Below are 13,463 nucleotides of genomic sequence, written 5' to 3' on the forward strand. Positions count from 1 at the left end.
GGGCTCCTGGGGTCGGTGACGTCATGCCGACCAGACTTCCCGGCGCACCTGTGTCCACCCTACCGGGGCGAGTAGCCTTCCGGCATGCCCGACGTCGCGCTCGCCGCTCCCAACGAGGCCGCCGCCGACGCGGGTGGGCAGGTCGCCCGAGCCGGCGGCAACGCGATCGACGCGGCGCTGGCCGCCGCGCTGGTGACGATGGTCAACGAGGTCGGCATCGTGTCGCTGAGCTCAGGCGGGTTCATCACGGTGCAGCCGCCCGACGGCAGCGCGCCGCAGACCGTCGACGGCTGGATGGACATGCCCGGGCGCGGTCGCGATCTCGGTGGCGGCACGTGGGACGTCGACACGGAGTACGGCGGGGGAGTCACGGTCACGATCGGTCCGGGCTCCGTGGCGACCCACGGCTCGGTGGCCGCCTTCGAGGAGGCGCACCGCCGCTGGGGCAGCATGCCCTGGCGCGAGATCGTCGCCCCGGCGATCGACGTCGCCCGTCGCGGCTTCCGGCTGAGCTCGGCGTCGCGCTACTACCTGGAGTACGTCCACCAGGACATCTTCGGCTGGGACGACGAGAGCCACGCCGCGGTGCACGACGCGGACGGGGCGATCGAGACCGGGCTGATCGTGATGCCCGACCTGGCGGGTTCGCTCGAGCTGATCGCCGCCGACGGCGCCAGCACCCTGCACACCGGTGAGCTGGCACGCCTGATCAGCGACGACGTGATCCGGCGCGGCGGCATCCTGGGCATCGACGACCTCGCCGACTACCGCCCCGTCGTGAGGCCGTCGCTCGTGTCGACGGTGGGCGACTGGACGTTCGGCACCAACCCTCCACCCTCGGTGGGCGGCGTCTGCGTCGCGGCGATGCTCCGGCTGCTCGACGGACGTCCGCACGGGCCATGGGCCGCTGACGACGTCGAGCACCTGGTGCGGGTGCAGCGGGCCGTGCTGGGGCACCGGCTGCAGGTGCTCGACCACACCGACGACCTCGAGCGCGACGCCGCTGCGTTCCTCGAGCTGGTCGATCGCGACCACCTGGCGGTGCTGGAGTCGGGCTCGACGGCGCACGTCTCCGCGACCGACAGCGACGGCGGGGCCTGCGCCGTCACGGTCTCGTCGGGCTACAGCTCCGGCATGGTCGCGCAGGGGACCGGCATCTGGCTCAACAACTGCCTCGGCGAGCAGGAGCTCAACGCCCGGGGGCTGCACGGGCTGGCACCGGGCACGCGGCTGCTGTCGAACATGGCGCCGACGGTCGGGCACCACGTCGACGGCTCCGCCCTGGCGATCGGCTCGCCCGGTGCCGACCGCATCACGACCGCGATCGTCCAGGCACTCGCCGGCTTCGTCAACGGGGGGCTCGGCCTGCAGCACGCCATCAACCACCCGAGGGTCCACGTGCACCGCGCCGGCGGGCCGGGCGAGGTGATCAAGACCGAGACGGACCTGACGATGTACTACGGCGGGGTCGCAGCCACGCTGCGCCGGCACGATGGCCACCTGGTCGCAGCCGCCGACCCACGCCGCGACGGTGCCGTACGTCTCGTCCACGATCCGACACAACGACCCTCGACTGCGGTTTGATGGACGGGTGTCCCGGACGCCCATCGTCATCGGTCACCGCGGAGTGCCCGGGGAACGCCTCGAGCACACCCGGCCCTCCTACCTGCTCGCGATCGAGCAGGGCTGCGACTACATCGAGCCCGATGTCGTCGCGACCCGCGACGGTGTCCTCGTCGTCCGCCACGAGAACGAGATCGGCGGCACGACCGACGTGGCCGAGCACCCCGAGTTCGCCGACCGCAAGGTCAGCAAGTTCGTCGACGGCGTCCCGATCACGGGCTGGTTCACCGAGGACTTCACGCTCGAGGAGATCAAGACGCTGCGGGTGCGCGAGCGCCTGCCTCAGCTGAGACCGCAGAACATCCCGCTGGCCCGCACCGAGGAGATCCTGACCTTCGACGAGGTGCTCACCATCGCCGAGGAGGCCAGCGTGGGGCGGGACGAGCCCATCGGGGTCTACGTCGAGACCAAGCACCCGACCTACTTCGCCCGCATCGGCCTGGACCTCAACGACCTCCTGGTCGCCGACCTCGAGCGCCGGCGGGTCAACCACGAGGGCGCGAAGATCATCATCCAGTCGATGGAGACCGGCAACCTGCGGGCGATCCGCGACCGGACGCCGCTGACCCTGATCCAGCTCATGGACCGCCAGGGAGCGCCGTTCGACCTCGTGGCCGCGCGCGACCCCCGCACCTATCGCAAGATGCGCAAGCCGCGCGAGCTCTCCACGATCGCCGAGTACGCCGACGGGATCGGGCCCAACAAGAGCCAGGTCATCCGGCGCGACGAGCGCTACCGGCTCAACGGGCCGACCAAGCTGGTGCGCAACGCCCACGACCTCGGGCTGATGGTGCACATCTGGACGATGCGCAACGAGAACAACTTCCTGCCGACCAACCTGCGCATCGGCACCGACAAGGCCGCCCACGGCGATGCGATGGCGGAGTATCTCGCCTTCTTCGACGCCGGGGTCGACGGAGTGTTCTCCGACTTCACGCAGACGGCTGTGCGGGCTCGGACGCTGTGGCTGGCACGTCAGTAGCCTGCGCCCACACGACGTCGTGGGGCCGACGCTTCGGCATGAGGACCCACGCCACGAGGTAGCCGATGATCAGGGACCCGGCGCCGAGCACGGTGCAGATCGCGAGGACCAGGCGGATCAGGTTGACGTCGATGCCGGTGTAGTCGGCGGCACCTGAGCAGACGCCCCCGATCCAGCGGTCGTCAGTGTTGCGGGTCAGCTTCTTCATCGAAGGCTCCTTCGGTCGCAGATGTCGTGGGGGTGGTGGGTGTCGTCGTGGCGACGGGGGTGGGTCGGGCCTGCCAGATCGTGGCCGCGACGCCGATGACGCCGAGGAAGATCAGGACGCCGGACGCCGTGAGGCTGAGCTCGCGAGCGGTCAGGAGGTCCTGCTTCCAGACGGCCCAGTTGCCGACGATCACCAGGAAGAGCAGCCCGAAGGCGAGATTCTCCCAGCGCAACGGATGACGGTTCATCGGTTGATCACCTCGATCTGTCCGAGCTTTTGGTCGATGTCGATCGTGAGGGCGGGCTCGGTCGGTCGGTCGGCGGTGTCGGTCATCGAGATGTCGGTGCCGTCGTCGATACGACCGAAGAGCGCGATCTCGCCGCCCTTCATGTCGGTCGTGACGTCGAGGTTGAGCCCGTCGGGGACGATCACGCGGGTCTGGCCGATGCCGTTGTCGAGCCTGATCGTGCGACCCAGCAGACGCTCGGGGTCCGACACCTCGCTGAGGTCGAGCTCGAGCTGCCCGATGCCGTGCTTGTAGGTGGCCTTGACCTGGGCCGCGACCTCGGGCGTCGGCGCCTGTCGGCCGATGCGACCGCTGGGGAAGACCGATCCGATCCCGAGGGCGATCGCGAGCAGGATGCCGATCCCGATCAGGATCCCGCCGTTGCCGAAGAAGGTCCCGACCAGCAGGCCGACACCGACCACGGCCAGGGCTACCGCGACGTACGTCGTCCATGGCACGTTCTCCTGGGTCTGGTCGTAGATCAGGGTCGCGGCAAGCGCGATCGCGGCGATCGACGTCGTCAGCACCAGCAGCGCGGGGGAGCGTCGGGGGCGGGACGTGGAGACCTTCTGCTGGGTGACGCCGAGGTGCTGGGTCTCATCGAAGCCTGCGCCGGTAGCCGGGTCGTACGCGCCCGTGTGGCGTTCACGTTGCTCGCGCTCCTCGCGGCGCCGTCGGGGCCTGATCCAGAACACGTAGAGGAGGAGGGCGAACGGCAGGAGCCACCACGGGGCGCCGCCCCACCAGGCCCAGCTGCTGTCGCCGACCAGCGACAGGACTGCGAGGACGACCGCGGCGACGAGTCCGGCGACGCGCACCTGCTCCTCGTTCTTGTCGAGGTTGAACCAGTCGGCGCCGATGCTCCGCTCGGCGTCCTCGGACGGCAGGAGGACCCATGCGGCGGCATAGAGGATGACGCCGGCGAAACCGGCGACCGTGAGCACCGCGATGACGACGCGGACGATGACGGGGTCGATGTTGAGGTACTTCGCCGCGCCGGCGCAGACGCCACCGACGATGCGGTCGTCCTTCGACCGCTTCATGTCCGTGATGGTGCGCAGCCGGTGGGGGTCGAAGTCCTGGTCGGGTCCGTGCCCCGGAGGTGCCTGCTGGGTGTCGTTCATGGCCCCATCGTGACCGAGGACGGGGCCGCGGCGCATCGGGTACGACCCTGATTCGCACCCGGGAGTCGTCAGGGTGGGGAGGGGGCCGTCCTCGGTGGCGCCCCGGCCCGCGCGCGTGTGACGATCAGGGGGTGACCCCCACCCCCGCGAGCACCTACCGCCGCGCCTACCGGCCGGCGGACCATCGCCTCGTCGGCGGTGTGGCGACAGGTGTCGCCGAGCACTTCAACGTCCCCGTGCTCTGGGTGAGGCTGGCGTTCATCATCGGCACGTGGTTCCAGGGCATCGGCGTCATCGCCTACCTCCTGCTGTGGCGGCTGCTGCCGCTGCAGCGACCCCAGCTGTCGCCCGGCCTGGAGTCCGCCACCCGGCGCGGGCTGCGCACGGGAAGCCGGACCGGTCCGGCCGAGATCGCCCAGACGATCGCGCTCGCCGCCGTCGGTATCGGTGTGCTGCTGCTGATCCAGTCGACCGGTCGGGGCATCAACGACAACGTCCTCGGCCCGCTCCTGGTCGGTGTCGTCGGCATCGCCGTGGTCTGGCGGCAGTACGACGACGCGGCCTGGGGGCGCTGGATGCGCGAGACCAGAGGGTTCGGCTTCGCCTCGCGCATCGCCGCGGGAGCGGGGCTGGTCGCCGTCGCCGGCATCTACTTCGTGACGAAGGAGGGCGGCTGGGGGGCTGCGGTCAACCTCGCCTCGGCCCTCGTCGTCGCGATCCTCGGGCTCGGTCTCATCCTCGGGCCCTGGATCTTCCGGCTGGTCGGCGACCTGGCACAGGAACGACGTGAACGGGTGCGCTCCCAGGAGCGCGCCGACGTCGCCGCGCACCTGCATGACTCCGTCCTGCAGACGCTCGCGCTGCTGCAGAAGAACGCGGGGGACGCCGCTGCCGTGGCCACGCTGGCCCGCCGCCAGGAGCGAGAGCTGCGGGCCTGGCTGTACGGCAACGACGAGCAGCCCGGCGACTCGCTGGTCGCCGCCCTGCGTGCGGCCGCCGCCGAGGTCGAGGACGTCCACCACGTGCCGGTCGAGGTCATCGCGGTCGGCGACGCCGCGCTCGATCCCGACGTCACGGCGCTCGCCAGGGCCTCACGGGAGGCCATGATCAACGCCGCCAAGCACGCCCAGGTCGATCGCATCGACGTCTACGCCGAGAGCGACGGTCGCACCGCGGAGGTCTTCGTGCGCGACCGAGGGGTCGGCTTCGACCTCGAGGCCATCGCGGACGACCGCATGGGCGTCCGGGGCTCCATCGTCGACCGGGTCGAGCGACACGGCGGCACCGCGACGATCCGCAGCAGCCCGGGAGCGGGCACGGAGGTCGCGATGACCATGCCGATCCGTCGCGGTGAGTCGGCGTCGCCCGCCACCACCCCGCCCACCCCCGCTCCGTCCACTTCCATCGAAGGTGCCACCTCATGACCACCCTGCGCATCGTGATCGTCGACGACCACGCCATGTTCCGCACCGGCGTGCGGGCCGAGATCGACGGCCCCGTCGACGTCGTCGCGGAGGCCGAGGACGTCGACTCCGCCGTCGCCGCGATCACTGCGGCGAAGCCCGACGTCGTCCTGCTCGACGTCCACATGCCCGGGGGCGGCGGGCTCGAGGTCATCCGGCGGCTCCACGTGCGGCACCCGGAGACGAAGTTCCTCGCGCTGTCGGTCAGCGACGCCGCCGAGGACGTCATCGGCATCATCCGAGCGGGTGCCCGCGGCTACGTCACCAAGAACATCTCCGGCCCCGAGCTGCTCGACGCGATCGACCGGGTGGCGGCGGGTGACGCGGTGTTCTCGCCCCGCCTCGCCGGGTTCGTCCTCGACGCGTTCGCCGGGACGATCGAGATCGCCCAGGTCGACGAGGACCTCGACCGGCTGACCGAGCGTGAGCGCGAGGTCATGCGACTCATCGCCCGCGGCTACGCCTACAAGGAGGTCGCCAAGGAGCTGTTCATCTCGATCAAGACCGTCGAGACCCATGTGTCGAGCGTGCTGCGCAAGCTCCAGCTGTCGAGCCGGCACGAGCTGACCCGCTGGGCCAACGACCGCCGCCTGATCTGACGTCGTCGGCGGCACCTTTCACCGGTCCGGCCCGATCGGGGTCATGATGAGGGCATGAAGACTCTCGGGGCTGTCGTCCTGCTCACCGTCGCACTCACCGTCCCGACGGTAGGACCGACCGTCGCCGCGGACGAGCCGCCGTCGGCGATCGTCGAGAAGCGGGTGATCGGCCACACCGTCAAGGGTCGCGACATCGTCGCGTGGCGCCTCGGCAACCCGAAGTCGAAGAAGAAGGTCCTGCTCATCGCCGCGATGCACGGCAACGAGACGGCTCCGACGCACACCCTGCGGGCACTCCGCGACGGCCGCCCCATCGACGGCGCCGACATCTGGGTGGTGCCGGTGCTCAACCGTGACGGGGTGGCGAAGAACAAGCGCCAGAACGCTCACGGGGTCGACCTGAACCGCAACTTCTCGACCGGCTGGAAGAAGCAGGGCGGGGCGACGTACTCCGGTCGCAGGGCCTTCTCGGAGCCGGAGGCCAGGGCGATCCGCACCTTCGCCGACGCGATCAAGCCCGAGTACACGATCAGCTTCCACCAGCCGCTCGACGGCATCGACATCCGCGACACGGGCAACAACAAGTGGGCCAAGCGGCTGGCTGACCAGATCAGGCTGCCCCGGAAGGCTTTCGACTGCTTCTCGTCGTGCCACGGCACCTACTCGATGTGGTTCCGCAAGCATCATGCGAAGGGGGCCGTCATCACGGTCGAGATGCCCAGGAGCCCCTCCAAGAAGTACCTCACCCGCATCGCGCCGCGAGCGATCCTGCGCAGCCTCAACGCGACTCGCTGACGGCGGAGCAGGCCGAGAGTTCACGCCTGCGCAACCTGTCGGGTCTAGCCTGAGGCCATGAACGAGCCTCATCTGATCGTGCTCTTCGGTGCCACGGGCGATCTCGCCCGCCGCAAGCTGCTGCCCGGCATGCTGCACCTGCTCCAGTCGGGACTCGTCCCGGACTCGCGCATCATCGGCGTCTCGATGGACGACTTCGACGACGAGTCGTTCCGCGAGTTCGCCCACTTGGCCTGCAAGGAGTTCAGCCCGCGGCCCATGCGCAGCGAGCAGTGGGAGGCGTTCGCCCCCAAGCTCTCGTACGTCAACGTCAAGGACGGCGCCGACGCCCTCGCGCAGGTCGCCGCGAAGCTCGAGGCGGACCTCGGCGGCTCGCCCCGCCGCCTGCACTACCTCAGCGTCCCGCCCAAGTCGGCGCTCGACGTCGTGCACACGCTCGACGCGGCGAAGCTCGTGGAGCGGTCACGGATCATCATGGAGAAGCCGTTCGGCACCGACCTCGCCAGCGCGAAGTCGCTCAACGCCGAGATCCACGAGGTGTTCGACGAGCAGCAGATCTTCCGCATCGACCACTTCCTCGGCAAGGAGGCGGCGCTCAACATCCTCGCGTTCCGCTTCGCCAACGGTCTCTTCGAGCCGATCTGGAACCGCAACTTCATCGACCACGTCCAGATCGACGTCCCCGAGACGCTGTCGCTGGCCGGCCGGTCCGGGTTCTACGAGGGCACGGGCGCGTTCAAGGACATGGTCGTGACGCACCTGTTCCAGGTGCTGGCCTTCATGGCGATGGAGCCGCCGACCTCTCTTGACTCCGACTCGATCTCGGAGGAGAAGAACAAGGTCTTCCGGTCGATGCTGCCGCTCGACCCGCACTTCGTCGTCCGTGGTCAGTACCAGGGATACCGCGACGAGCCGGGTGTCGCGGCCGACTCCGAGACCGACACGTTCGTGGCTCTCAAGGCCGAGATCGACAACTGGCGGTGGGCCGGTGTGCCGTTCTACCTGCGCACGGGCAAGAAGCTCGCCGAGGGTGCGCGCATCATCTCGATCGCGTTCCGCGAGCCGCCGAAGAGCATGTTCCCGACCGGCTCGGGCGTCGGTCTCGCCGGGCCGGACCACCTCACGTTCGACCTGGCCGACGCCTCCAAGATGTCGCTGTCGTTCTACGGCAAGCGGCCCGGGCCGGGCATGCGGCTCGACAAGCTCAGCATGCAGTTCGCGATGCAGGAGACCGAGAGGGCCGGTGAGGTCCTGGAAGCGTACGAACGGCTGATCTACGACGCGATGCGCGGTGAACGGACGCTCTTCACGACGGCCGAGGGCATCGAGCGGCTGTGGGAGATCTCCGAGCCGCTGCTCAACGACACCCCGCCGGTGCGTCCGTACCAGCAGGGCACGTGGGGACCCAACGCGATCCACCAGCTCATCGCGCCCAAGGCGTGGCGTCTCCCGTTCGAGCGGAGCTGGCGCAAGCCGAACACGAACGCCGAGTAGGTCCAGCGCGTCGAGCAGGTCTAGGAGGCGTCGGGGTTCTTGCGCTCGTTGAGCTTGTCCTGGACGTCATGCCCGGGCAGGCGCGGCGGCGGCTCGTGGGAGCGGTCGGTGCTGCCATAGCCGCTCAGCGCGACCGCCATGAGGGCGATTCCGGCCACGAGCAGCAGGAAGAGGACGAATTCGAACGGCACAGGTCCACGGTAGCGGTCAGCCGCAACCGCGGCCGCGGAGGCTGCCGAGGCGGCTGGACGGGTGCCGCCGTTATTGGCGTTGGTGGCCGGGGTCTCGTCCGGGGAGGACGGGTGGTGGCGTGGACCGGTACTGGTGCCCGCTGGGGGTCTTCCAGGTGGTGGTGTTGCCGGTGGTGGTGACTGACCATCCGGGTTGGTGCTTGATGGTGTGGGAGCGGACGCAGAGCCCTTGACCGTTCTCCTTCACTGACAAGCCGCCGTGCTCGAAGGCGTGGATGTGGTCGTCGTGGCGGATCTTGGCGTCGCAGCCGGGTTGGCGGCAGCGGCGGTCGCGGGTGCGGATGTGGGCTGAGGTGGTGCGGGTGAAACGCCGCCGGCGCGGTTCGCGGACGAGCAGTGTGCCGTCGACTGGGTCGACGAACAGGCGGCGGATGGACGCGGTGCGGGCCTTGGCAATGATCTCGTCGGCAACGTCAGGGCTGATGGGTCCGTAGCCGTCGAGCTCGACCGGGGTGTCACCACCGGCGACGAGGGTCTTGGCGTCGAGGACGAGGTTGATCTCGACGGCGACGTCGTCGGCGAATGCTTGTCCGGTGACGCGTTCGACGAGCGTGTCGGCCATGATCTGCCCCCTGCTGCGGGGGTCTCCGGTGGAGCTGAGGCCGGTGGCCCAGTCGTCGAGGGCCCGGTGGGCGGCGACGATCTGCTCGGCCGGTCCCCGGACCCGCAGGTGGGCGATGCCGTCGGTGTCGGGGTGCAGGGTGACCCGGGCATCAGCACGGTTGCGGCGGGCCCTTTCGTGGGCGGCTTCGGCGTCGATGCCGATCACGACCCTGGCTGCAGTGTCACGGGCTTGGGCGGTGGTCATGCCGGTGATCTTCGCGGCGATCTCCCCATCAGCGACCACGTCGTCATCGACGTGCAGCGACTGGGTCTCCCGCGCGACCGCCCGAGCAGTCGCCTCACTGATCAGGCCGGCCTCGAAGAGCGCGAACACCTTCGGCAACCTGGTCATCCCCAGAGCCAGCTCGACCTGCGTGCCCGCAGCTGTCGGCCCGATCGTCCTTGCCATCGACACCTCACCGATCAACGACAAGGTCGGGTCACCATGCCCAAGGCCCATCTTCCGGGCCCGTTCGCGATGCAGCAGGGCGACCTGGCGGACCTGCTCGGCCTGCGCCGCGCGGATGGTGCGGTCGAGCTCACGGATCGCATCGACCCGGACCGCGTCGACCTCCAGAGCCGGCTCAGCGGCGAAGTCGTGCGCGCGCACCTCGTCGAGGAGGCGACCAGTCGGCACGGCTTCGAACATGCTTCAACCCTAGAGGCCACCACTGACACCAACCCCCTGCGATCACAGCAGTTTCCACACGACGGAGAAGGGCGGAGGCTAGGCCCAGTGTCGCTCGATCATCCGCAGCGCCCGATCCAGATCGAGGCCCTGGTCGCGCGCCGCCCGGACGTAGGTCGCGGCTGCCGCGTCGCCCGGCTCGATGCTCGCGACGAACGTGCCACGTCGCCCGTGCGTCTCGACCACGCCGCTGGTCTCGAGGGCACGGTAGGCCTTCGCGACGGTGTTGGGCGCGAGGCCGAGCGTGTCGGCGAGGGCGCGGACCGTCGGCAGGTGGTGCCCGGCCGGCAGGCGTCCGTCGGTGGCCTGCTCGGTGACCTGACGTCTCAGCTGCTCGAACGGGGGCTCGCTGCTGCCGCTGTCGATCGTGAACGCCATGGGATGAATCTAGCCCGTCCGCCTCCGGCTCTGCGCTGCCGAGATGGTCGAGCTCGCCGGCGTCCGGTGAGTCAGCGGGAAGCCCGTTCCAGCACCACCATGGCGAACGGGCGTCCCGCCGCGTCGCGGGCCCGTCGGCGTACTTCGCTGAAGCCCTGCGACCGGTAGAAGCCCACCCCCGTCTCGTTGTCGGCGTAGACCTCGACGCTCGTCGCCCCGACGTGGGCGAGCAGGTGCTGCCCCAGGCCCTGTCCGTGGAACGGCGGGTCGACGTAGAGCAGCTCGACGTGTGCGCCGCGGGCGCCCACGAAGGCGATCGGTCCGCCGTCGGACTCCACCAGCCAGACGTCCATCGACGGGAGGTAGGAGTCGCGGACGAACGGGCGCATCTCCACGATGTCGGCCTCGTCCATGAAGCCGTGCGACGACCGCGCGGCACGCTCCCAGACGTCGGTCAGCGCGTCGAGATCACCCTCGCGGGCCTCGCGGATGCTGACGGCGCGGTCCATGGCAGGGCAGTCTACGACCGGTCGAACCCCTGCGGTCGATGTCGGCCGCTGCAACTAGGCTGGACGACACGATGACGCTGCCGTTCCCGGTCCCTCCCATGGGACGTCCCTCTTCCGCCGCCACCGAGTCCGCCGTCGGTCGACGGCCTCGCTCGGAGACCCTGCTCGAAGGTCTCAACGACGCCCAGCAGGCGGCGGTGTCGCACCCCGGCGGACCGCTGCTGGTCGTCGCCGGTGCCGGCTCGGGCAAGACCCGCGTGCTGACCCGGCGCATCGCGTGGCTCATCGCGGCGCGCGGCGCCCATCCCGGATCAATCCTGGCGATCACGTTCACCAACAAGGCCGCGGCCGAGATGCGCGAGCGGGTCGCCGACCTCGTGGGTCCCCGCGCCCGGATGATGTGGGTCTCGACGTTCCACTCCGCGTGCGTGCGCATCCTGCGCCGCGAGGCCACCAAGTTCGGCTTCACGTCGTCGTTCACGATCTACGACGCCGCCGACCAGCGACGCCTCATGACACTGATCTGCCGCGACATGGACCTCGACCCCAAGCGGGTCAACCCGCGGGCGGTCCTCAACTGGATCTCCAACCTCAAGAACGAGCTCGTCGACCACGAGGCAGCGGCCGGCAAGGCGACGAACCCGACCGAGGAGCTCTACGCCGAGGCCTACACGGCCTATCAGGCGCGGCTGCAGGCAGCCAACGCGATGGACTTCGACGACCTCATCATGAACACGGTCCACCTGTTCCAAGCGTGGCCCGACGTGTGCGAGACCTACCGCCGCCGGTTCCGTCACATCCTGGTCGACGAGTACCAGGACACCAACCACGCCCAGTACCAGCTCATCAAGGAGCTGACCGACCCCGAGTCCGACCTGCTGGTGGTGGGCGACTCCGACCAGTCGATCTATGCCTTCCGCGGCGCCAACATCCGCAACATCCTGGAGTTCGAGGACGACTTCCCCGACGCCACGACGATCCTGCTGGAGCAGAACTACCGCTCGACGCAGACGATCCTGTCGGCGGCCAACGCCGTCATCAGCCGCAACGAGGGCCGCAAGGACAAGAAGCTGTGGTCGGCCGAGGGCGACGGCGAGAAGATCGTCGGCTACGTCGGCGACGACGAGCGCGACGAGGCACAGTTCATCGCCGACGAGATCGACAAGCTCGTCGACGCCGGCGAGGTCGCCTCCAAGGACGTCGCGATCTTCTATCGCACCAACGCCCAGAGCCGGGTGTTCGAGGAGGTGTTCATCCGCGTCGGCCTGCCCTATCGCGTCGTCGGCGGTGTGCGGTTCTACGAGCGGAAAGAGATCAAGGACGCGCTGGCCTACGTCCGCGTGCTCGTCAACCCGCGCGACACCGTCTCGTTGCGGCGGATCATCAACGAGCCCAAGCGAGGCATCGGCGAGCGCGCCGAGGCCTCGATCCAGCGTCTCGCGACGCTGCACGACATCAGCTTCTGGGAGGCGCTGACGCGCGCCGACGAGGCCACCGACCTGGCGACCCGTTCGCTGAACGCGATCCATGCGTTCACCGCGGTCATGACCGAGCTCATGGCGATGGCCGACACCGGCGCTGCGGCCGACGCGGTCCTCGAGGCTGCCCTGACCCGCAGCGGCTATCTCGGCTCGCTGGAGCAGAGCACCGACCCGCAGGACGAGACCCGGGTCGAGAACCTCGCCGAGCTCGTCGCCGTCGCGCGCGAGTTCGTCGTCGGCGCCAGCACGGTCGACGACACGGACGAGACCGAGCCGGTCGAGGAGGAGCCGTCTGCGGCGGTCGACGCGATCTCCGACGAGCCGACGCTGGGGGAGGGGTCCCTCGCGGCATTCCTCGAGCAGGTGGCCCTGGTGGCCGACGCCGACCAGATCCCCGACGAGGGCGACGGCGTCGTCACGCTGATGACCCTGCACACCGCCAAGGGCCTGGAGTTCCCCGTGGTGTTCCTGACCGGGCTCGAGGACGGCGTCTTCCCCCACATGCGGTCGCTGGCCGACACCAAGGAGCTCGAGGAGGAGCGCCGGCTCGCCTACGTCGGCATCACCCGGGCCCGATCGCGGCTCTACGTCACCCGCGCCACGACCCGGGCCGCCTGGGGGGCTCCGTCCTACAACCCGGCATCACGCTTCCTCGACGAGGTGCCCGAGTCCCTCGTCGACTGGCGACGCCTGGCCTCCCCGCCCACGCAGTGGACGCCCAGCCAGCCGTCCGCCACGGCCCAGTCCTCGTTCCGTTCCACCAACGTCGCGGCGCGCTCACGCAAGGCCGACCGCGAGATCATCTCGCTCGCGCCGGGCGACCGGGTCAGCCACGACAGCTTCGGCCTCGGCACCGTCATCGCGGTCGAGGGGCAGGCCGAGAAGTCCGTCGCCTCGGTCGACTTCGGGTCGCAGGGCGTCAAGCGCCTGCTGCTGCGCTACGCACCGGTCGAGAAGCTCTAGCCGAGCGGCCTGGTCG

At 69.7% G+C, this 13,463-nt stretch carries 14 protein-coding genes; 7 read left to right on the forward strand and 7 right to left on the reverse strand.

The window, feature by feature from the left end; genetic code table 11:
• Positions 1–84 precede the first annotated feature (84 nt).
• Positions 85–1,584, forward strand: a complete 1,500-nt coding sequence (locus HQK15_RS08100; protein WP_173490842.1) for a gamma-glutamyltransferase — start codon at positions 85–87, stop codon at positions 1,582–1,584.
• A 7-nt stretch (positions 1,585–1,591) separates the two neighbouring features.
• Positions 1,592–2,605, forward strand: coding sequence for a glycerophosphodiester phosphodiesterase (locus HQK15_RS08105; protein ID WP_367649100.1), 1,014 nt, complete (start codon positions 1,592–1,594; stop codon positions 2,603–2,605).
• Here HQK15_RS08105 and HQK15_RS08110 read toward each other — a convergent pair.
• From HQK15_RS08110 to HQK15_RS08120, 3 genes are read right to left on the reverse strand one after another with little or no spacing between them, the layout of a single operon-like run.
• Positions 2,556–2,813 (reverse strand): PspC domain-containing protein, encoded by a 258-nt coding sequence (locus tag HQK15_RS08110; protein ID WP_173490844.1) that lies wholly within the window; start codon positions 2,811–2,813, stop codon positions 2,556–2,558. The two genes, HQK15_RS08105 and HQK15_RS08110, sit on opposite strands and share 50 nt — an antisense overlap.
• Positions 2,788–3,060, reverse strand: a complete 273-nt coding sequence (locus tag HQK15_RS08115; protein WP_173490845.1) for a hypothetical protein — start codon at positions 3,058–3,060, stop codon at positions 2,788–2,790. The genes HQK15_RS08110 and HQK15_RS08115 overlap by 26 nt, the downstream gene beginning before the upstream one ends.
• Complete coding sequence (locus HQK15_RS08120) at positions 3,057–4,223, reverse strand: PspC domain-containing protein (RefSeq protein ID WP_173490846.1); 1,167 nt, start codon at positions 4,221–4,223, stop codon at positions 3,057–3,059. Before HQK15_RS08120 ends, HQK15_RS08115 begins: the two co-directional genes overlap by 4 nt.
• A gap of 131 nt (positions 4,224–4,354) precedes the next feature.
• Here HQK15_RS08120 and HQK15_RS08125 point away from each other — a divergent pair, with 131 nt between their 5' ends.
• From HQK15_RS08125 to zwf, 4 genes are read left to right on the forward strand one after another with little or no spacing between them, the layout of a single operon-like run.
• Positions 4,355–5,647: an ATP-binding protein gene (locus HQK15_RS08125; protein WP_173490847.1), complete on the forward strand. Its 1,293-nt coding sequence runs from the start codon at positions 4,355–4,357 to the stop codon at positions 5,645–5,647.
• Positions 5,644–6,285 carry a response regulator gene (locus HQK15_RS08130; RefSeq protein ID WP_173490848.1) on the forward strand — a complete coding sequence of 214 codons (642 nt, stop codon included), beginning with the start codon at positions 5,644–5,646 and terminating at the stop codon, positions 6,283–6,285. Before HQK15_RS08125 ends, HQK15_RS08130 begins: the two co-directional genes overlap by 4 nt.
• A gap of 54 nt (positions 6,286–6,339) precedes the next feature.
• Positions 6,340–7,080 (forward strand): M14 family zinc carboxypeptidase, encoded by a 741-nt coding sequence (locus HQK15_RS08135; protein ID WP_173490849.1) that lies wholly within the window; start codon positions 6,340–6,342, stop codon positions 7,078–7,080.
• 57 nt (positions 7,081–7,137) lie between these two features.
• Positions 7,138–8,574, forward strand: coding sequence for a glucose-6-phosphate dehydrogenase (gene zwf / locus HQK15_RS08140; RefSeq protein ID WP_173490850.1), 1,437 nt, complete (start codon positions 7,138–7,140; stop codon positions 8,572–8,574).
• Between the two features lie 20 nt (positions 8,575–8,594).
• On the opposite strand, the gene HQK15_RS08145 is transcribed toward zwf, so the two are convergent.
• From HQK15_RS08145 to HQK15_RS08160, 4 genes are all read right to left on the reverse strand, one after another.
• On the reverse strand, positions 8,595–8,765 hold the full coding sequence (locus HQK15_RS08145) for a hypothetical protein (protein ID WP_173490851.1): 171 nt from the start codon (positions 8,763–8,765) through the stop codon (positions 8,595–8,597).
• Between the two features lie 70 nt (positions 8,766–8,835).
• Entirely contained in the window at positions 8,836–10,077 is a 1,242-nt protein-coding gene (locus HQK15_RS08150) for an HNH endonuclease signature motif containing protein (RefSeq protein ID WP_173490852.1), read from the reverse strand.
• 78 nt (positions 10,078–10,155) lie between these two features.
• Positions 10,156–10,494, reverse strand: a complete 339-nt coding sequence (locus tag HQK15_RS08155; RefSeq protein ID WP_173490853.1) for a GntR family transcriptional regulator — start codon at positions 10,492–10,494, stop codon at positions 10,156–10,158.
• 71 nt (positions 10,495–10,565) lie between these two features.
• Complete coding sequence (locus HQK15_RS08160; protein ID WP_173490854.1) at positions 10,566–11,003, reverse strand: GNAT family N-acetyltransferase; 438 nt, start codon at positions 11,001–11,003, stop codon at positions 10,566–10,568.
• A gap of 98 nt (positions 11,004–11,101) precedes the next feature.
• Here HQK15_RS08160 and pcrA point away from each other — a divergent pair, with 98 nt between their 5' ends.
• Positions 11,102–13,447 carry a DNA helicase PcrA gene (gene pcrA / locus HQK15_RS08165; protein WP_254450681.1) on the forward strand — a complete coding sequence of 782 codons (2,346 nt, stop codon included), beginning with the start codon at positions 11,102–11,104 and terminating at the stop codon, positions 13,445–13,447.
• The last annotated feature ends 16 nt before the right edge of the window (positions 13,448–13,463 follow it).

This window comes from Aeromicrobium stalagmiti, from assembly GCF_013283745.1.
Taxonomy (GTDB): domain Bacteria; phylum Actinomycetota; class Actinomycetes; order Propionibacteriales; family Nocardioidaceae; genus Aeromicrobium; species Aeromicrobium stalagmiti.